Here is a 20,209-nt window from a genome sequence, read left to right as displayed (position 1 = left end):
CACGCAGGCAGACAGCAAAGCAAAGTGATGAAAAGCCGGACCCGGCCCGAATTCAAAACTTGGTAGATTGATAGCATCCGGCTATTTCAATGTTGGTGTTAACAAGAAGGAATTCCATTCAAGCGTGGGAGTTTAATGGCAGACGGTCAAGTTAATCCATGGTTGGCCCTCCAGCCCGGCTTAAGCTGCGTCAGGGCGAGTCGTTTGTGGCGTCGAAATAAGCTAACCTGTCAGATACTTAGCCACAGACCGGACCCTGGCGAATGCTGAAAATAAATCGAGAAAACCTGAAATCCAGCCACCAGCTTGTCTGGTTCATCATTGATTTCCTGATGCTGGGCCTGCTGATCATCAACCTGGCGTTCATTATCTGGGACTCGATCTATAACTTTGTCGCCATTCAGGATTTACTCAAGCAACATGCCCCGGCCATCCAGTCCGCCTACCACCCTATTCACGAACGTTTTATCTTTTACGATCTGATCTTTGTCAGCATCTTCCTGACCGAGTTCTTTGTTCGCTGGGGTTACGCCATCAAGGCCAGGGTCTATGACCGCTGGTACTTTTACCCGTTTATTCACTGGTATGACCTTGTGGGCTGTATTCCCGTAGGAAGCTTGCGCTTCCTCCGTATCCTTCGGGTGATCTCGATCATTTATCGTCTGCATCAATACAAAATCATTGATGTCACGAATACCAAGATTTATCGCTTCGTCAATTTCTATTACGAAGCCTTTATGGAAGAGCTCTCTGATCGTATCGTGCTCAAGGTGCTGAGTGGCGTGCAGCAGGAAGTCAAACTGGGTTCCCCCCTGTTCGACAAGATTCAGGAGGATATTCTGTACCCCCGGAGGGACATGCTCTCTGAATGGATTTCCAAGCGGGTTGCCGAGGCGGCCCAGGAAGGCTATGTACCCAACCGCGGTGCCCTCCGTAGCTATCTGGAGGACCGGGTCGATAACGCCCTCAAGCAGAACCTGGAACTGTCGCGGCTGAAGTATCTTCCGGTAGTAGGCCCCACCATTCAGGAAACCCTGGAAGAAGCCGTAGGCGATATCGTTGCCCACGTTATACACCAGATTCTCGAAGATCTGGCCTCCGCCTCCAACCACGCTTTCATTGAAGACATAGTGAACGTATTCCTGCCCACACCCGGTGAGGTAAGAGCCGATGATGCCCAAAACGAAGCCCTGATCAATCTGATCATTGAGATCATCGATGCAATCAAAGGGCAGGTAAAGGTAAAACACTGGCGATCCGAATTGCCCTGATCTGGCGATCTTTCAAAAACCAACAACAACGAGACCATCCATGGATGCATCGCAATTGCCACTGCACTATCAATCCGCCCATGAGCTTCTGGCACAACTTGAGGCTGGCACCCTCAACAGTGAGGCTCTGACCACTGCTTTGCTGAACCAAATCCGCGAGCACAATCCGGCCATCAATGCGGTTGTCACGCTGGATGAAGAGCGGGCACTCGCCAGCGCACGCCAAGCCGATGAACAGCGTGCCGCCAACGCTGTAACAGGCCCCTTGCACGGACTGCCCCTTACCCTGAAAGACACCTGGGAAGTGGCGGGCATGGCCTGTACCGCAGGTGCACCCGCTCTCAGAAGCCACAACCCCGAACGCCACGCTGATGTCGTGCAGAGGCTTGAAGACGCTGGCGCCATTATCCTGGGCAAAACCAATGTGCCGATCTACGCCACCGACCTTCAGAGCTACAACAAACTGTTCGGGGTAACCAACAACCCCCACAACCCCGCACATACACCCGGGGGCTCCTCGGGCGGCGCAGGGGCTGCTCTGGCCGCAGGCATGACCCCCCTGGAAGTCGGCAGTGATCTGGCCGGCTCCATCCGCACCCCTGCACATTTCTGTGGCGTATTCGGCCACAAGCCAACCCGCTCACTGATCTCATTCCGCGGTCACATTCCCGGACCGCCCGGCACCCAGTCCCGGCCGGACCTGGCGGAGGGCGGCCCCATGGCACGTAACGCCCGGGATCTGGAGCTTCTGCTGAAAGTCATTGCCGGACCCCGGCCATTTGAAGAACGCAGCTGGGCCCTTCAAATGGCGCCATCAGAACTTGAAAGCCTCGACCAGGCCCGGGTCGGTTTGTGGCTGGAAGATCCCCTGTGCCCGGTCGAGCAGGAGCTGACCGAGGGCTATCAGGCCCTGGGCAAGTCATTGTCTGAACGGGGCGCACTAGTCACTGAAGCCAGTCATCCTTTACTGAGCCTCGAGCATATCCTGCCTGCTTACTTTAACCTGCTCGGCGCTCTACTGAGCACGTCTCTGAAACCTGCGCAGCGCCGGCAAATGAAATGGATCGCCCGGCTGGAACCCTGGCTCAAATTCCTGGGCCCGATGACGCCGTTTATCGGTGAATACGGACGAGGCGTGAATCAGACGGTCTACCAGTGGATGGCCTGGAGCGAAATGCGCGAGAAAATGCGGGCTGAAATCGAATCATTATTTCAGGAAGTGGATGTCCTGCTAACGCCGGTAACACCAACCACAGCGATCCGGCATGACCACACCCACCCGGTCTTCAAACGCCGGATCACCGTCGCCGGCCAACCAAGGGCTTACATGGACCAGTTCTGCTGGATTGCCTTCGCCACCCTACTGGGCCTGCCAGCCACCTCCGTGCCCATTGGACGGACGAAAGAAGACCTGCCATTCAATGTTCAGGTAATTGGTGCACCCGGGAGGGATCTGACCACAATCGGGTTTGCGGGACTGCTGGAAGAGGCGGGGCTGGCGGGGTTTGTTCAGCCTGAAGGCTTTTAAAATGAAAAAAGCCCGCGAAAGCGGGCTTTGTTTCAATAGTGGTAGCGGGGGCTGGATTCGAACCAACGACCTCCGGGTTATGAGCCCGACGAGCTACCAGACTGCTCTACCCCGCATCAAACTGGTTGTTTCTCAGGGAACCCCTGATCAACGTGGCGCGCATGATAAGGGCTGTGACCGACACTGTCAAAGGAAAGTTCCAGTTTTCCGAAAACTTACCTTTCCAGAATCGCAGTAACCCCCTGCCCGCCCGCAGCGCAGATGGAAATCAGGCCTCGACCGCTGCCCTTCTCCTCCAGCAACTTGGCCAGCGTCGCAACAATGCGGGCACCGGTGGCTGCGAAGGGATGGCCGGTTGCCAGGCTACTGCCTTTTACGTTGAGTTTGTCGCGGTCAATGCTACCCAGAGGCTTGTCCAGACCCAGGCGCTCCTTACAGAAGCTCGGGTCTTCCCAGGCTTTCAGCGTGCAGAGTACCTGCGCGGCGAAGGCTTCGTGGATTTCATAAAAATCGAAATCCTGAAGTGTCAGGCCCGCTTTTTCCAACATCCGGGGTACCGCATAGGCAGGCGCCATCAACAGACCTTCCTGCTTGTCCACGAAATCCACCGCCGCAACCTCTGAGAATGTCAGCCAGGCCTTGACCTCATAGTTGTTGGCCTTGGCCCACTCCTCACTGGCCAGCAACACGCAGGACGCACCATCCGTCAACGCCGTACTGTTGGCCGCGGTCATGGTGCCGTTTTCCCGATCAAAAACCGGCTTTAACGTGGCCAGTTTCTCCAGCGTGGTATCCGGCCGCAGAATATTGTCCTTCTCCAGCCCCGCCATTGGCGTTAGCAATTCGTTGAAGAAACCCTCTTCATAGGCCTTGGCCAGCTTCTGGTGACTCTCCCAGGCCAGCTTATCCTGGTCCTCCCGGGCAATATCCCACTCCTTCGCGGTCACCTGGGCGTGCTCGCCCATCGACATACCAGTGCGGGGCTCACCATTTTCAGGAACCTCAGGCTTGAGATGCCCCGGGCGAAACCGCCCCAGAATCTTCAGCCGTTCACCCGCGGTCTTGGCCCGGTTCAGATCCAGCAAAATCTCCCGAAGCCCCTCACCCACGCCAATCGGTGCGTCGGACGTGGTGTCGGTTCCCCCGGCAATGCCACACTCAATCTGCCCCAGGGCAATCTTGTTGGCCACCAGAATCGCCGCCTCCAAGCCCGTACCGCAGGCCTGCTGGATATCGTACGCCGGCGTCTCCGGCGCCAGCCCACAACTCATCACCGCCTCCCGGGTCAGATTAAAATCCCGCGAATGCTTGATAACCGCCCCGGCAGCCACCTCACCCAGCAGCTGCCCCTCAATACCGTAACGATCTACCAGACCCCGCAGCGCCGACGTCAGCAGCTCCTGATTACTGAGCTTGCTGTACGCTGTATTGGAACGCGCGAATGGAATCCGGTTACCACCCAACACCGCTACGCGGCGGATACCCGAAGGACCGACGTCGTTCTTTTTTGGTGTAGCGGTTTTCTTACGTGGAGTTTTCGATGCTTCTGCCATGATCAATTCATCCGTTTTGAAGTAACCGTGATGTTAGTGGGAGCATTGGTGGAAGGCTTTCCAGAACACGCCCGTGAATACATCCATGTAGGGCTCAGTCGCGCCATCCATGGCGCTCTGCGGTTCTGGAAAGCCTTCCACCAATACTCCCTGCACCCAGGTTGAGTTGTTAATGTTGACAGTTTAGCCACAACCGGAAACGCCTCATTGGCACCTCTGACAACACCCTACAGGCATTGAGTCAATCCAAAAACTATCCGATTCTTTACCCTGTAGGACGATTCGCATCCAGCAACCCGAATGCAAACACAAGGAAGCCACCCATGTCTGACCTTTATCTTAGGATAGTAAACACCCCGGTAGGTAAAACCGCCGCACAATCCCTGGGACTGCCAGCGCCTGTCCTCCTGAAACGCCTAAAACGCACCGACCAGCCCTTTATCGAAGGCGACGTGCTAATAGGCGCAGCCAACGGCGGCAAAGCCATCACTGCAATCGGCAGCACCCTTAGCGCCAGTGCCGCCACATTGCACCACGCCAGCGGCAACGACCGCCTAAAGGACTCATCCAAAGCCGGCAACAAAGCCCGGCCACTGGATCTGGGATCTGAAATCGACCACAAATTCTCGGCCCTGGTGTTCGACGCCACTGGCCTGAAAGGACCTGACGACCTCCGAGCCCTGTACGACTTTTTTCACCCCACCATCAAGAAACTCGGCAGCAACGCCCGAGTTCTCGTCATTGGCCAGAACCCCGCCACCTGCAGGAAGGCCCCCCAGGCTGCCGCCCAGCAGGCTCTGGAAGGATTTGTTCGCAGCGTGGGCAAGGAAATCGGCAAGAAAGGCTCTACGGCGAACCTGCTGTGGATGGCACCTGGAGCAGAGAAGCAACTGGAATCCAGTGTGCGATTCTTCCTGTCTGCGCGCTCTGCCTATGTGTCCGGCCAGGTGATAAAGATCGGTAAAAGTGATCCAGCACCTGCGACCAATCCCGTCGCTCCATTTACCGGAAAGGTGGCACTGGTCACGGGCGCCTCCCGTGGTATCGGCGCCGCCATTGCAGAGACCCTGGCACGGGACGGCGCCACCGTTATCGGCCTCGACATTCCGCCGGCCATGGAGGATCTGCAAAAGGTCACATCCGCCATCAACGGCAAGGCACTGGCCTGCGACATTACCGACGACAAAGCACCAAAGCTGATCGCCGACTTCATCGAAGAGCATTTTGGCGGGGTTGACCTCGTCATTCACAACGCGGGCATAACTCGCGACAAAACCCTGGGCAATATGCCCGAGCACTTCTGGGATATGACCATCGCGGTGAACCTGACCGCCGAAGAGTTGATCGACGAGGAACTGGCAAAACGGGAGTTCATGAAAGAAAACGGACGCATTGTCTGCATCTCCTCCATCAGCGGCATTGCCGGCAACTTCGGGCAGACCAACTATTCGACCGCCAAGAGCGGTGTAATCGGTTACGTGGAGGCCATGGCCCGGCAACTGAAGAATGGCGTAACCATCAACGCTGTTGCCCCCGGTTTTATCGAAACCCAGATGACCGCGGCGATGCCGGTCACCATCCGCGAGGCCGGTCGCCGGATGAACAGCCTTTCCCAGGGCGGGCAACCGGTTGACGTGGCCGAAGCCATCGCATGGTATTGCAGCCCTGCGTCCAACGGAGTGAACGGCAACGTTGTACGGGTTTGCGGCCAGTCTTTGGTCGGCAAGTAAGTATCGGCCCGGGCCTGAGTGTCGGATTACGCCTTCGGCTAATCCGACCTACGGGGGTGTCTTTGAAGACTTTGTAGGTTGGATTAGCCAAAGGCGTAATCCAACATCGCGAGCACAAAAAAAGGGCCGATCATTGCGGATCGGCCCTTTTCAAAATTTTGGTGGGTGGTACTGGGATCGAACCAGTGACCCTCGCCTTGTAAGGGCGATGCTCTCCCAGCTGAGCTAACCACCCGGGAATACTGCATAAAAAATGGCGGAGCGGACGGGACTCGAACCCGCGACCCCCGGCGTGACAGGCCGGTATTCTAACCAACTGAACTACCGCTCCGCATCAATTCTGGCCCTCGGGCCCGAACCTGAAACCGGATGGGGTGATCCGGTGATGCATTTGAAAGTGGTGGGTGGTACTGGGATCGAACCAGTGACCCTCGCCTTGTAAGGGCGATGCTCTCCCAGCTGAGCTAACCACCCACTTTCAAGCCTTTCAAAGGCCTTCACTTGCTTGGCAGCCGAGCTGTCTCAACCAAGTGAGAGGCGCATTTTAAGCATTTGACTGGCGGTGTCAAATATTTTCCCGGAAATTTCTGAAAAAACCTGCAAGCCATTCAAAACGTGCAGTTTTTGAGCAAATCTACTTTCGCCGCGACCCCTTGCCCGTCGCTGGAACCGCTCGCACAACCGGGCGATCCTGCCCCGCTTGCTGCGCTTTCTCCTGCAGGGACAACTCGCTGACACGGCTACGCCTGTCTTCCGGTACAGCCCGATTGGCCAGGGAGCAGTTCAGATCGTCCAATCGTTTCTGAAGGCCTCCCCAGCTATCGAGAAGTTGAGGGACAACATCATCCGCCAGTTTTTCAAATCTGAGTCGAAGAGAATCCTTGAGAGCCATTATTTTTAAATTTCCCGAGTCTTTGACTTGCCGTCAGTGTAGTCAGCACTCAGAAAATCCACCAGTCGCCCTCGGATTCTGCCTCTTCCCTTCGCTCACGCTCCAGCTCCGCGTATTCCTGCTCCAGCTTCTCAATCTTGCGATCTGTCTCCAGGGGAACCGTCGGACCACCGCCGAATGGCCAGAACCAGGAAGCAGATTCATACTGGCCCTCCTCTTTCAGTCGCTCGATCTCAAGCTCCCGCTCGTCTTCCAGCAGCACCAGTTGCCGCTCGTAATCCAGATCTTCGTTCACTTCCATAATCGAAGTCGCAGCATGGTTCGGTGCCAACAGATCACTATGCAGGAAGCGTGTGGAAACGATCTCCTCTGCCTGCATGGCATATTCCCTGGTAACCAGCTGCAGGTCACCCTGAGTCAGCGGGTGGTCCGGATCAAGATCCGGATGCCGTTGGCCCGGTTCCGAGAGCTCGTTATAGCGCAGGTAATAAATCTGGCCTGGCTCAACGTCCAGCGTGGCATCGGCGATCAGGCTCAGACTGAAAGAGTTCATCCCCTCCAGACCGAGTAACGGCCGGCGCATGGCGATATGGCGCTCTCCTGGACTTACCTCTAGCCAGGTGAAGCTGTCGTTGCGGATGTTGAAATAGTGGGTGTCGTCTATGTAGACACTGGGGGCTTCGATCTCGTCGGCCGCCCACTGGGAATGGGTACGGTAGAAATACAGCACGGCGTTGCGCCGGTCCCAGCTGTCGTTATCAATGTGGACGAAATCATGGCCGGAAACCGGGTGCAGAAAGGAACCGACGCTTTTACCAATGGACTGATAAACCGTACACCCCGACAACGCCAGCAAAAGAAACACCGCCACCAGCGGGTGGATAAAGGGAAAAACGAAAGGCACTCGGGTTTTCATTAGTTGTTAACTCTTCATCCTGATTGCGAGTTGCCTGATCTTAACAACTGCACAAAAACAGAAATGAGAGCTACCGCAAGGGATGACTACAAACCGTTACAAAGCCCGAAATGCCCATCATCGGATAATCTCCAGAAGCCTATTACTGCCCGCTAACCTGACTCCGAAGCTGATTCACCTCCTCGGACAGCCGAACCAGACGGGAGGTCAGCTGTGAACGGGAAGCATCAATAGACTCAACCGTTCTCTTGAGGCTCGCTACCTCATTCCGGAGCGACTGAACCCGGCCATCGCCGGCAAGTTCATCCGTCTCCCGTTCAAGGGCCGCAATCCGCCCTTCCATGCCGCTGATACCCAGCTTCTGCTCCTGCTCAAACCGCCGGATCCGGCTCTCAATCACCTGGTCCACATCTGCCAGTTGCTGACTAAGCCGGGTCAACTGATCCGTTGCCTGCCGGTTGGCATCCTGCAGCGCCGCAATCGACGTCTCCGTCTGCTGCTTAAGGGCTTCAATATCCGCTGAAAGCGACGACCGAACCTTCTCGACCGACCCCTCAAGAGCTCCGATCGCCTGTTTTCCTTCCGCAAGACCGGATTCCAACGCGGCAATTCGTTCCTGCTGGTCATCCAGGCGCTTCTTGTTGCGCTCATTGGCAATCGCCCAAAGCTTCCGGATCTCGCTGTCTGCCGTATCCAGACGCTTCGTGTGCGCAGCGATCTGCTCCTCCAGAGTAGCGCCCCGCTCCTGCAGGTTCTCCCCTGTTTCCGAAAGCTCACCCTCAAAACGTGCCAGCGCCAACTTGCTCTGCCGCGCCCAGTAATCCGCTTCTTCGAGCTGTCCTTCCAACGCCTGAACCCGTTGCTCCTGCGAGTACCAACCCGCCCCGCCCGCAACGGCCAGCACAATCAGCAGCACCCAAAGCAATGGCGAGCTACCGCGACCATTGCCGCCGCTGCCTCCGTTACCGCCCTTGCCACCTTTGGGAGGCTTCGCCGGCGCCGACGGTTCGCCTTTCCCACCGGAAGAAGATGGCCTGGACTTTCTCTCCGCCGGCTTCTTCGGCTCGGTACTACCAATCGGTCGTTCAGCCCTCAGCTCATCATCATCTGGACGAATGGGTTCCATTACAGCTCCTGACTATGGACGGTTAAAACAATAAGGTCAGATAATACCTGTACTTATAAGCAGGGTGAAATAAAGGCGTGTTACAGGACGACCACACTGAGGTTTGGGGCGTGGTTGGGATTTCTTTTCCAGAAATGTCTGAAGCCATGGATGGCTTCAGACAAGCGCACAGGGAAGTGCTCGTAGCGGTTTCTGGAAAAGAAATGCCAACTACGACCTCCACCAAGCTTTGTTGCATGGTAGGTAGCCAAAACATACAATGGCCGGCTTTCCAATTATCACAGGACTGTTGCATATGCAGCCGCTTGTAGGACTCATCATGGGCTCCAAATCGGACTGGCCCACCATGGAACACGCCGCCAACATGCTCGAAAAACTCGGCGTGGCCTATGAAACCAAAGTCGTCTCTGCCCATCGCACCCCGGATCTGCTGTTTGACTACGCCAAAACCGCCGCAGACCGCGGTCTGAAAGTCATTATCGCGGGCGCCGGCGGCGCAGCCCACCTGCCGGGCATGGTTGCCTCACAAACTGCCCTGCCGGTCCTGGGTGTTCCTGTTCAATCCAAAGCCCTGAGCGGCCTGGATTCACTGCTTTCCATCGTCCAGATGCCAGGCGGCATCGCCGTTGGAACACTGGCCATTGGCAAAGCCGGCGCCACCAATGCTGGCCTGCTGGCAGCACAGATTATCGGCACCTCCGACGACAACGTTCGCAAGGCCGTGGAACAGTTCCGGGCGACGCAGACCGAAACGATTCTGGAAAACCCTGACCCGCGGGACCAGTAACAGGCAGGAGAACACAAATGAGAATTGGTGTACTGGGCGCCGGCCAACTGGGAAGAATGCTGGCACTGGCCGGATACCCACTGGCCAAGACCTTTGTTTTCTATGACATGTCCGGCAGCCCCAGTGCCGGCCTTGGTGAAGTCATCATTGACCGCGAAGGCGAATACCTGGATGACTTCCTCTCCCGGGTTGACCGCGTCACCTACGAGTTTGAACACCTGCCGGTCGACGTAGCAGAGAAAATCGCCGCTCATAAACCTGTGCACCCCTGCCCCCGGGCCCTGCAGGTTTGCCAGAACCGGGAAGCCGAGAAAACCCTGTTCGGCCAGCTGGGTATCCCGACGCCGGAATGGAAAATTGCAGACAGCGCGGCCTCATTAAAGACAGCGGCCGAAGAGCTTGGCTGCCCGGTGGTGGCGAAGTCCAATACTGAAGGCTATGACGGCAAGGGTCAGGCTGTGCTCAGAAGCCCGGAAGAGGCAGAGGCAGCCTGGGAGTCCATCGGCCACCCCCGCCTGATCGTGGAAAAGTTTGTCGACTTCCAGCGGGAAGTATCGATTATCGCGGTGCGCGCTGAAGACGGTGAGCTGGCGTTCTATCCTATGGCGGAGAACACCCACCACGAGGGGATTCTGCGTTACTCGATCGCGCCGGCGCCAAAACTCGAAAAGCATGTACAGGAAGATGCCGAGCGATACATCAAGGCGCTACTGAACGAATTGGATTATGTCGGCGTATTAACCCTGGAGTTGTTCGAGACTGCCGATGGACTGGTCGCCAACGAGATGGCTCCCAGGGTTCATAACTCCGGGCACTGGACCATCGAAGGCGCGATGACCAGCCAGTTTGAAAATCACATCCGCGCGGTAAGCGGACACCCTCTTGGGAATGTCGCGCCCCGTGGCGTAAGCTGCATGATCAATATTATCGGCGAGCATGGCGATATCGAGCGCATACTCGAACTGCCCTACGCCCATATTCACCTCTATAATAAAGGCGAACGGCCGGGCCGGAAGCTGGGCCATGTCAACATACTGGCCGACAGCTACGAAGAACTGGTGTGGCGGGTAAAGAACTGCGCGCAGTTCCTGCCCGGCAGCCCCGAGTTTAAAAGTTCTTTAACACCAAAGGGTTGATCTGACTCAAATCGACCTTATATTGGGCTTACGTACATCAACATAAACAGAGAGACAGGGAGAACGACCTCATGGCATTTGAACTTCCCGCACTGCCTTATGAAAAGAACGCACTGGAACCGCACATCTCTCAGGAAACCCTTGAGTACCATTACGGCAAGCACCACAACACCTACGTTACCAAGCTCAATGGCTTGATCGAAGGTACGGACAACGCCAACAAGTCTCTTGAAGACATCATCAAGAGCGCCAGCGGCCCGCTGTTCAACAACGCCGCACAGGTCTGGAACCATACCTTTTACTGGCACTGCCTGAGCCCGAACGGTGGCGGTGAGCCAACCGGTGCTGCCAAGGAAGCGATCGAGAAGGCTTTCGGTTCTTTCGAAGACTTCAAGAAAGAATTTAACGACAAGGCTGCCAACAACTTCGGCTCTGGCTGGACCTGGCTGGTGAAAAAAGCCGATGGTAGTGTTGCCATCGCGAACACCAGCAACGCTGAAACGCCGTTGACCGGTGCCGACAAACCGGTGCTGACCGTCGACGTTTGGGAGCACGCGTACTACATCGACTACCGCAACTCCCGCCCGAACTACCTGGAAGCTTTCTGGAACCTGGTCAACTGGGATTTCGTGAACGAAAACCTGGCCTGATCGAAGCTCCGCTTCCAGTCATAGTCTGTACAGGCTGTGTTGAAACGCCCGCCCCTGGCGGGCGTTTTGGTGTGTGTCACACCAAAGCAATTACAATTTGATACAAGCACACCCTGAAATCTTTGGAAAAATCGCCGATACTCCATGAAGATATCGCAACTCTGAACCACACTGAGCAACAATACTCAGGGTGAGTCCCCAAGCACATCACCCGAGTTGCGACATTTTCGCCCTGAACAGTGCGGAACGTTCGTCCTGCAAAACCGGAACAAGACAGGCTTGAATGCAAAACTCCTTCGAGGTTGAACATCGCCTGGGCTATCGAATCTTACGGTGGATTCTTGCCGTGGCCCTTGTCAGTGGCGTAATTGTCAGCTCCATACAGGTCATCCTGGATGCCCAAAGGGTGTCCCAAGGCCTGGACAATGACGCCGACCAGACAATCGCGATGGTAAAAGACGCCGCTACCCAGGCAGTGTTCAGCATAGATGCTGAACTCGCCCAACAAGTGGTGGACGGCCTCTTTGCCAAGGAGGCGGTTCATATGGCCGGCATCGTCCACCCTGACGGCGACCCGCTAGGCAATCGCAGACGCCCACTTCAGGAAACTGCATTCCGCCCAGTGACCGATCCAATTTTTGACGCCGAGCGCCTGTATCGGGAACCGCTATTCCGTGAGGGCAACCCGGAAGACGTCTACGGATACCTGGACGTTCACTACGACACCGCAGCAGCAGCCCGTACCTGGCTGGACAGGGCGGCGATCACCTTCGCTTCCGGCATAGCGACGGCCCTCATCCTCGGGATGGTGCTGTTCTATGTCTTCCATCTGCTTCTGACGCGGCCACTTCTCAGAATTGTCAGTTCCGTGAAACAGGTGGACCCGGCGCATCCGGATGACCGCCTGGTCACCACGCCACCGGGCCATCAGAGTGACGAGCTGGGCCTATGGGTAAACGCCACCAATAATCTTCTGGTCGCCATTGGTGACAGCCAGAAACGTCATCGCGAGGCAGAGGATCGGGTCAGCCGCTTGTCCCGGTACGATCAGCTCACCGGTCTGCCCAGCCGGGATACTTTTATGGAATTGCTGGTCCGGGACATTGAGGAGGCCAACAAACGCAAATCCCAGCTCTCCCTGATTGTCTGCGGCATTGACGACTTCAAATCGGTGAACGAACAATGCGGTTTCCGCTCTGGCGATCTTATTCTGCAGACCGTGGCCGACCGGCTGACCAGCAAACTGGATAATGCCCGCTTTACCATTGCACGCCTTGGCAGCGACCAGTTCGTGATTGTTCAGAAAGGACTCCGGGACGGCTTCCAGGCGGCAGACACGGCTGAGCGAATTCTGGCCTGCATCAACGCGCCCATGATGGTCGAAGGCCAGAATATCTCGATCAGCGGCACCCTTGGTGTAGCCCTATACCCATCTGACACCAGCCAGGCGGACCGGCTGCTTCAGAGTGCCGAACAAACCATGACCCTGGCCAAGCAGAACGGTCACAACCACTTCCAGTTCTACGTTGCCAGCATTGATAAGGAAATCCGGGACCGGAAGCAGCTTGAGAAAGATCTGTCCCAGGCTCTTGCCAACCATCAATTGCACCTGGTTTACCAGCCCCAGATTAGCCTGGAGAGCAAACGAGTGATCGGGGCCGAGGCGCTGCTGCGCTGGGAGCACCCGGATCGCGGAATGGTCCCCCCCGACTTGTTTATTCCCGTGGCAGAAGCGAACGGTTCTATCGTGGCGATCGGCCAATGGGTTCTGGACCAGGCATGCTGGCAGGCGGCCCGCTGGGCCTCGGACGGATCTCCGTTGCGCATTGCCATAAACCTTTCAGCCGTGCAGCTACGCCAGGAAACCATTGTCGATGACATTCTCGATACCCTGCGTCGCCACAAGATTCCCGCCGGGCGGCTTGAGCTTGAGGTGACCGAAACCAGCTTCATGACCAATCTCTCAGATGCTGTGGCCAAGCTCCACAGGCTTAACAAAGCCGGGATCAGCATCGCAGTGGACGACTTTGGCACCGGCTATTCCTCCCTCACCTACCTCAAGCAGATGCCAGTGCAGCATCTGAAGATCGATAAACAGTTTATCCGGGACCTCCTGGTCAATGAGGAAGACACCCGTATCGCCAACACCATCATCGACCTTGGCAAGAGCCTGAACCTGTCAGTCGTTGCTGAAGGTGTGGAAACGGCAGAACAGGAATACTACCTGAGTCAGCGCGGCTGCCAGCTGGCCCAGGGCTATTTCTTCAGCAAACCACTGCCGCCACGCGAATTTGAGACTTTCGTAAAAGGTTTCCACGAGCAAATCGTGGAAAATAACGTCTGAATCATCACCCTGAGGAGTTGCCATGGGAACTACCGTTATCGGCCTGATCGTTATTGCCGTCGTTGTTTTCTACCTGGTCTTTATCTACAATCGCCTGGTTTCACTGCGTAACCAGTTCAAGAACGGGTTTGCCCAGATTGATGTGCAGCTGCAGCGCCGGCACGACCTGATTCCAAACCTGGTGGAAGCGGCAAAAGCCTATCTGACCCATGAGAAAAGCACCCTCACCCAGGTGATGGAAGCCCGCAACAATGCGGTCAGCGCCCAAAAGGATGCCGCCAAAGATCCAGGGGATGGAACCAAGATCCAGCGTCTGGGCAGTGCGGAGAACCTGCTGACCAAGGCCCTCGCCAACTTTTACGCCGTAGCAGAGAACTACCCGGAGCTGAAGGCCAACGAGACCATCCAGCAACTGATGGAAGAACTCTCCAGCACGGAGAACCGCGTCGCGTTCGCTCGCCAGGCCTATAACGATGGCGTAATGAGCTACAACATTTTCCGGGAGCAGTTCCCCAACAACGTGATAGCCGGTATGTTTGCGTTCAAGGAAACGTCGCAACTGGAACTGGAATCACCGGAAGCCCGTCAGGCACCGAAGGTCGCCTTCTGAGGCCCTGAGGCATGGCTCATCCCGGTTTCTTTCAGCGCCAGGCCCATGCCCGGCGCAACACCAGTCTGCTGGTTTTCCTTTTCCTGACGGCGGTCGCGTTTATTACGCTCGCCGTCTGCCTCGTGGGCTATTTCGTAACCCGCAGCGAATCCTCCGGTCTCGCGTTCCATCACTGGCTACTCTCCAATCACGGTCTTCTGACGGCCGTTACGGTTGTCGCCCTGATTGTTCTGGGTTCCCTGCTCCGCTGGGTTGACCTGGCCGGCGGTGGCGACAGGGTTGCAAAAATGGTCGGCGCGCGACCGATTGATCCGGATACCCGGGACAGTGACGAGCGCAAACTCCGCAACATCGTCGAGGAAATGGCCATTGCCAGCGGTGTTTCGGTGCCGGAGCTTTACGTGATGGATCAGGAAACAGGCATCAATGCCTTCGTGGCGGGCTATACGCCCGGTGAAGCCGTTATGGTTGTCACCCACGGAGCCATCACCCAGTTGTCGCGAGACGAACTGCAAGGCGTAGTCGCCCACGAATTCAGCCATATTTTCAACGGGGACATGCGGCTCAACGTCCGGCTCATTGCCCTGCTCGCCGGCATCCTGATGATCGGGCAGATCGGCGGCTTCCTGCTTCGGGCCTCCTTCTACCGTGGCCACAGGGTGGGCCGATCGCGGGACGGACGGGCCCAGGCGGCCATGGGCATCATTGGCATCGCCCTGTTCGTGATCGGCTATGTGGGCGTTTTCTTTGGCCGGCTGATACAGGCTGCGGTCTCCAGGCAGCGGGAGATGTTGGCGGATGCTTCCTCCGTGCAGTTTACCCGTAACCCCGAGGGCATCGCCGGCGCCCTGTTCAAGATCGGCATGAAGGGTGGCTACCTCGACACCACCAGCCACGCCAGCGATATGAATCACATGTGCTTTGGCGAGAGTGCCCGGATGAAGTTTACCTCGCTGCTGGCATCGCATCCGCCGATCGACGAGCGAATCGATGCCATTCAACCGGGAATGCTGGCCAGGTTGCGCAGCCGGCTTCGGGATACCGAGCCAGGCGCGGACCTTTACCGCGGTTCCGCGGCGGCTCCGGAAGCCGGCGCCTCGGGGTTTACCGGCGCAGCATCTGACATCCTCGGACCGGTCACCGGCCGGAGTGGGAGAACCTCACCACTCGCATCCAGCCCGGAGAAGACCATAAAACCGGCCCGGAAATTTTCAGATCAGGTCGGAACCATCAATCGGCAAAGCGAAGATTTCGCATTGCGCTTCTTGGAGCGCCTGCCAGCCACCTTCCGAAACCTGCTGTACACCCGCGCAGGAGCCACACAGCTTTGCTATGCCATGCTGATCAGTGATTTGCCGCGCCCCCAGCAAACCGAACGGCTGAACCTGCTGCCATCTCACCCGGTATTGGGCAGTCAGCCGGAACTGTTGGAGAAACTGTTGCCCGCCCTGAAAACCATCGGGAATGGCGTCCGCTTCCCTGCCCTGGAGCTGGCCATGCCGGCGTTGCGCAAACTGGACCCTGAAGAACGGGAGATGCTGATTACCAATGTCCAGAAACTGGTTGCAGCGGATAACCGTGTTTCCCTGTTCGAGCTTGCGCTGACGAGTTTCCTGTCCCGCCATCTGGGCGATGAAGCAGCCAGAGTAGTACCGGTTCGCTACAAGAGCTACAAACCGATCATGCCGGCCCTGCAGCGACTCCTGAGCTTGATGGCACGGGCTGGCTCTACGTCCCGGGCTGACGCCGAAAGCCTGTATCAGGAAGCCATGGCAGGTTTCATGAATGCCAAGGGTGATGTTGCACCGGTTCTGGAGAAAGTCACAATGCGCCAGCTACGGGAGGCGCTGACTGCGCTGAACGGCCTCTCGCCTCTGCTGAAACCGGCGATCATTGACGCCTGCGGGCACTGCATCACCCACGATGGCAAGGTGGTAACAAAGGAATACGAACTGATGCGACTGGTGGCGGATCAGATGGATTGTCCAATGCCGCCACTGGCCGTCTGAGACCTTACTGGACCCGGGTGTTGCCCTCATCAAACAGCGTATCCACGTCAGGGCGCTGGGCTGGAACAGGCAGGTCCAGCTTCTCCCGGATTCTCAAATTCACATCCCATAGTTGATTGAACTTGTCGGAGGTAGCTGCAACGGCCTCCTCCTTGCCCAGCATAATTTTCGGGCGCAGGAACACCAGGAGATTACGCTTCACCCGACGCTCCGATTCCGAGGAGAACAAGCGTCCAACGAACGGGATGTCGCCCAGCAAGGGCACCTTGCTCTTGTTGACCTGGTAATCATCACGGGTCAAACCGCCCAGGACAATGGTCTCTCCGTCATCGGCAAGCACCGTGGTCTTGATTTCACGCTTGTTGGTGACGATGTCCGACGCGTTCTCGATACTATCCGCGACACTCTCTGTGGTCTGCTCTACCACCAGCCGCACCAGGCCATCGGCGCTGATGGTTGGGGTGACCTTGAGGGTCAGACCAATATCGCGACGCTCAATAGTGGTAAACGGATTCGTGGTGCCATCGCCTGTGACCGTGGACTGGCCGGTACGGAACGGGACGTTCTGGCCCACGATAATTTCCGACTCCTGGTTATCCAGGGTAATGATGCTTGGCGTAGAAAGCAGATTCGCAGCAGCCGAGGTAGACAACGCCTGAAGGAGAATCCCCCAACTGACGCCGTTCTCGTTTCGCTGGCCAGCGCCGACGGTGACGCCACCTGTAACCGGGGTAATGGCGGACCCGGTCAAAATGGCACTCAGTACCTCACCCAGGCTGCGACCCACGTTGCCGAAGTTAGTGCCCGCGACTGGCGTGGATTCGCCAGATTCGTCACCCACCGCAACCTGAACACCCAGATCCTGGCCCAGTTCGTCACTGATCTCGACAATGGCTGCCTCAATCATGACCTGGGCACGACGCACATCCAGCGCCGCAACAATCTGTTCGGCTTCCTGCATCAGGGACGGCTCACCTCGAACCACCAGGGCGTTCAGCCCCTCGTCGGCGAACACCGCGAAGCTGCTCTGCGACTTGGCACCGCCGCCGGAGGCGCCCGAGCTTGCGCCCTCTTTGACCAGCTCGCCCATAACCCCCTTGAGAATTTCTGTGAGGTTTTTGGCGTCGGCGTGTTTCAGCCTCAGGACCTTGGTGGTACCGCCGGTTGCCGAAGGTTGATCCAGTTGCCGGATCAGACCGCGCATCTTGTCCCGAAAGGTCTCATCGCCCCGCAGAATCAGCCGGTTACTGCGCTCGTCTGCGGTTACGCTGTATTTTCTGGCAGCATTGTCGCCGCCGGCCCGACCCAGCTCATCCGGGGCCAGTTCCTGTAGCAGAGTCACCATATCGCCGACCCAGGCTTCCTGAAGCTGGATAACTTCCACTTCGTACTTGGACGGACTATCCAGTTCCCGGACAATCTGCTCGATACGCTGTATGTTTGAAGAATGATCGCTGATGATCAGCGCGTTGGCGGCGGCCACCCCGGCCAGGTGGCCATACTTGGCCACCAGTGGGCGCAGAATGGGCACCAGCTCCAGTGCGTTGGCGTTGTCGATCTGGATAACCCGGGTAATCAGCTGCTCCGAGGGGGTTTCGGGAAACCGTTCCAGGACTTCCGCCGACTGCTTGGCGTCGACCTGCTGCACCACCTTGATCACTTCCTGCCCGGGAATGGCCGTAAACCCATGGACACTCAGAACCGCCAGGAACAGGTCGTAAATCTCATCCTTGTTCATGGGCGCGCTCGACAGCACGGTGACCTTGCCCTTCACCCTGGGATCCACCACAAAACTGTACCCGGTAATATCGGCTACCTGGGTTACGAAGGCGCGGATATCGGCATCTTTGAGATTAAGCCGCCATGTCTCGGCTTCTTGCCCGTGCGCCAGGGACAGAAAGGGAAGGAGAACAAGCAGGACAATGGCCCGCAAAAGATTGGTCTTGTGGTTATACATCTGGCGATTTCGTCCTGTTTCGATGAACCCGATCAGCGCCACTGCTCGGGTATGGCATAACTGATGGTGAGGATGGATCCGTCACGCTCGATTTCTATCTCCAGCTGGGACTGGCCACGCCAGTTCTCAAGCAGAGCCTTGTCCTGGCTGATATCACCCAGTCGCTGACCGTTGATCGCGGTTATCACATCACCGGCCTGCAGGTTGACGGCATTCAGCATGGCATTGGAGCCGTCGTAAACATACCCGGACATGCCACTGTCATCCACCGGGCTCAACCCGAAGGGCGCCAGTGCGGCAACGCCCTGACTGTCAATCTGCTCACGGGCGCTGGCCAGGAACTCATCCGGTCCTGATTCTGCCGGCTCGGCGGTCACTTCTGCAACCAGATCTGAGGACATCTGCTCTTCAAACGTCAGGGTCTCGTATCGCCCGCCCCGACGAATCAGAATACGCCCGGGCTCCACTTCCGCCAGCTCGGCATTGCCGGGCAACATCTCCCCTACCCGGTAATAGGCCGTTTCACCATTGCTTCCAGCAACTATAGCACCGGAGTCTTCCGGGCGCTGTGCGACCAGTACCCCTTCCAGCCGAAGCCGAAGGCGGGTCTCCGGAGCCGAGCGGCGAACGGCTTCCGCCACCTCAACCGGTCGCTCCGAACGCCCGAAAAAATCGTAGACTGACATAGAAGCCGTCACACGGCTGCCCCCGGCCATGTTCCCGCCGCTGTTTGACGACGCTGGGGCACTGGGAACCGGTCTGTCGTCCCAGGCGAACAACCAGGTCATCCGGGCGAGAGTAATGGCCAGATAAACCACCAGTGCCAACAGCAAGAGGTTCGCCAGTATTCTGGAAATCCGACTCTGGGCCGGATTACTCAAAAGAGCCATGCTATCGCGCCCCCGGTACGAGAGGCTGGCGCACCCGGAACACCACATCGCCAGGGCTGGCAGAATCCGGCCAGGGCTGACCGGCAAGATCCACCATTCGCTTGTAGACACGCAGTTCCAACATTCCATTCCACATTAGCGATGCGTCCGCTGCCGGTCCCTGTCCGCCCTGCTCAGAAACGGTCAGAGCAACACCACCCTGACTGGTATCCATGGTGGCCTGCATGGGCGGAAATTCTGCCTGACCCCGCTGATCGCCCATTGGCCAGGTCACCAGACCACCATCCCAGCGCCCCAGGCCTTCGGCCCGGGTAATCCGGTTATCGGCCCAGGCCATAGTCAACCGGTCAATCAAGACTTCGCCTTCGATAATTGCACCGCCACTCTGGCGGATCAGGTCTTCAAACTCGGCCACCGTAACCCACCCATTGGCATCCAGCTGAGCGCTGGCGGGCCAACTGATCGTAACATTGCCATTGAGTGAAGATTGTGACGATTCCACAGTAATTCTGGCTGGCCACTCGAGACCGGTAACAGAGGGCGTGCCCAGACGCCAGTCAATACGCAACGGAAACCCGGCAACGACAACCCCTGCTTCTCCATCCCAGAGTTTGCCGGCGACCTGTCGAACCTGCACTTGAGGCGGCAAAGGCACTTGGGCAGAGGCCTGCTGCCAGACCCACCCCGCAGGTACCAGAAAAACCAGTGACAGCAGATACACCAGAGCGCCCAGCAGCAGGAGCAGAAATACCTTGCCGGGGCGAAGAAAAGATTTGGGTTCAGCGTCACTCATTCGGCGTTGCACAAATA

The 20,209-nt window shown here is 57.3% G+C and carries 16 protein-coding genes and 4 tRNA genes; 9 read left to right on the top strand and 11 right to left on the bottom strand.

Annotated features, from left to right (window positions below; genetic code table 11):
- Positions 1–263: 263 nt before the first annotated feature.
- Together CFT65_RS09085 and CFT65_RS09080 are read left to right on the top strand one after the other, a co-directional pair.
- On the top strand, positions 264–1,271 hold the full coding sequence (locus CFT65_RS09085; RefSeq protein WP_088827720.1) for a hypothetical protein: 1,008 nt from the start codon (positions 264–266) through the stop codon (positions 1,269–1,271).
- Between the two features lie 40 nt (positions 1,272–1,311).
- A complete protein-coding gene (locus tag CFT65_RS09080) occupies positions 1,312–2,799 on the top strand; it encodes an amidase family protein (RefSeq protein ID WP_088827719.1) in 1,488 nt (495 codons plus the stop codon).
- A 39-nt stretch (positions 2,800–2,838) separates the two neighbouring features.
- Here CFT65_RS09080 and CFT65_RS09075 read toward each other — a convergent pair.
- Together CFT65_RS09075 and CFT65_RS09070 are read right to left on the bottom strand one after the other, a co-directional pair.
- Positions 2,839–2,915, bottom strand: a tRNA-Met gene (locus CFT65_RS09075).
- 99 nt (positions 2,916–3,014) lie between these two features.
- Positions 3,015–4,352: an acetyl-CoA C-acetyltransferase gene (locus tag CFT65_RS09070; RefSeq protein WP_172408447.1), complete on the bottom strand. Its 1,338-nt coding sequence runs from the start codon at positions 4,350–4,352 to the stop codon at positions 3,015–3,017.
- Between the two features lie 323 nt (positions 4,353–4,675).
- Here CFT65_RS09070 and CFT65_RS09065 point away from each other — a divergent pair, with 323 nt between their 5' ends.
- A complete protein-coding gene (locus tag CFT65_RS09065) occupies positions 4,676–6,082 on the top strand; it encodes a 3-oxoacyl-ACP reductase (protein WP_088827718.1) in 1,407 nt (468 codons plus the stop codon).
- A gap of 159 nt (positions 6,083–6,241) precedes the next feature.
- Here CFT65_RS09065 and CFT65_RS09060 read toward each other — a convergent pair.
- From CFT65_RS09060 to CFT65_RS09035, 6 genes are all read right to left on the bottom strand, one after another.
- Positions 6,242–6,317 (bottom strand) — tRNA-Val (locus tag CFT65_RS09060).
- A 19-nt stretch (positions 6,318–6,336) separates the two neighbouring features.
- A tRNA-Asp gene (locus CFT65_RS09055) sits at positions 6,337–6,413 on the bottom strand.
- 67 nt (positions 6,414–6,480) lie between these two features.
- Positions 6,481–6,556: transfer RNA gene (locus tag CFT65_RS09050), tRNA-Val, on the bottom strand.
- Positions 6,557–6,716: 160 nt separating this feature from the next.
- On the bottom strand, positions 6,717–6,974 hold the full coding sequence (locus tag CFT65_RS09045; protein WP_088827717.1) for a hypothetical protein: 258 nt from the start codon (positions 6,972–6,974) through the stop codon (positions 6,717–6,719).
- Positions 6,975–7,023: 49 nt separating this feature from the next.
- Positions 7,024–7,890: a DUF2846 domain-containing protein gene (locus tag CFT65_RS09040; protein WP_088827716.1), complete on the bottom strand. Its 867-nt coding sequence runs from the start codon at positions 7,888–7,890 to the stop codon at positions 7,024–7,026.
- Positions 7,891–8,032: 142 nt separating this feature from the next.
- Positions 8,033–9,016 (bottom strand): hypothetical protein, encoded by a 984-nt coding sequence (locus CFT65_RS09035; RefSeq protein WP_088827715.1) that lies wholly within the window; start codon positions 9,014–9,016, stop codon positions 8,033–8,035.
- 295 nt (positions 9,017–9,311) lie between these two features.
- Between CFT65_RS09035 and purE the strand changes: the two genes are divergently transcribed.
- From purE to CFT65_RS09005, 6 genes are all read left to right on the top strand, one after another.
- Positions 9,312–9,803 carry a 5-(carboxyamino)imidazole ribonucleotide mutase gene (gene purE, locus CFT65_RS09030; protein ID WP_088827714.1) on the top strand — a complete coding sequence of 164 codons (492 nt, stop codon included), beginning with the start codon at positions 9,312–9,314 and terminating at the stop codon, positions 9,801–9,803.
- Positions 9,804–9,820: 17 nt separating this feature from the next.
- The gene (locus CFT65_RS09025) at positions 9,821–10,939 is read left to right on the top strand and encodes a 5-(carboxyamino)imidazole ribonucleotide synthase (protein WP_088827713.1); all 1,119 of its coding nucleotides are present in this window, start codon (positions 9,821–9,823) and stop codon (positions 10,937–10,939) included.
- Between the two features lie 71 nt (positions 10,940–11,010).
- Entirely contained in the window at positions 11,011–11,589 is a 579-nt protein-coding gene (sodB, locus tag CFT65_RS09020; RefSeq protein ID WP_014577657.1) for a superoxide dismutase [Fe], read from the top strand.
- 283 nt (positions 11,590–11,872) lie between these two features.
- Positions 11,873–13,933, top strand: a complete 2,061-nt coding sequence (locus CFT65_RS09015) for a putative bifunctional diguanylate cyclase/phosphodiesterase (protein WP_088827712.1) — start codon at positions 11,873–11,875, stop codon at positions 13,931–13,933.
- A gap of 22 nt (positions 13,934–13,955) precedes the next feature.
- Positions 13,956–14,543, top strand: a complete 588-nt coding sequence (locus CFT65_RS09010; protein WP_014577658.1) for a LemA family protein — start codon at positions 13,956–13,958, stop codon at positions 14,541–14,543.
- Positions 14,544–14,554: 11 nt separating this feature from the next.
- Complete coding sequence (locus CFT65_RS09005; RefSeq protein ID WP_088827711.1) at positions 14,555–16,552, top strand: M48 family metallopeptidase; 1,998 nt, start codon at positions 14,555–14,557, stop codon at positions 16,550–16,552.
- A gap of 4 nt (positions 16,553–16,556) precedes the next feature.
- On the opposite strand, the gene gspD is transcribed toward CFT65_RS09005, so the two are convergent.
- The 3 genes from gspD to gspN are packed head-to-tail and all read right to left on the bottom strand — an operon-like array spanning position 16,557 to position 20,192.
- The gene (gspD, locus tag CFT65_RS09000; protein ID WP_088828200.1) at positions 16,557–18,509 is read right to left on the bottom strand and encodes a type II secretion system secretin GspD; all 1,953 of its coding nucleotides are present in this window, start codon (positions 18,507–18,509) and stop codon (positions 16,557–16,559) included.
- Between the two features lie 32 nt (positions 18,510–18,541).
- Positions 18,542–19,399, bottom strand: a complete 858-nt coding sequence (locus tag CFT65_RS08995; RefSeq protein ID WP_088827710.1) for a type II secretion system protein N — start codon at positions 19,397–19,399, stop codon at positions 18,542–18,544.
- Position 19,400: 1 nt separating this feature from the next.
- Positions 19,401–20,192 carry a type II secretion system protein N gene (gene gspN, locus CFT65_RS08990; protein WP_088827709.1) on the bottom strand — a complete coding sequence of 264 codons (792 nt, stop codon included), beginning with the start codon at positions 20,190–20,192 and terminating at the stop codon, positions 19,401–19,403.
- Positions 20,193–20,209: the final 17 nt, after the last annotated feature.

The organism is Marinobacter sp. es.048 (assembly GCF_900188435.1).
In the GTDB taxonomy this organism is placed as follows: domain Bacteria; phylum Pseudomonadota; class Gammaproteobacteria; order Pseudomonadales; family Oleiphilaceae; genus Marinobacter.
The sequence above is the reverse complement of the archived record's forward strand: the minus strand, read 5'-3'. Positions and strand labels throughout refer to the sequence as shown.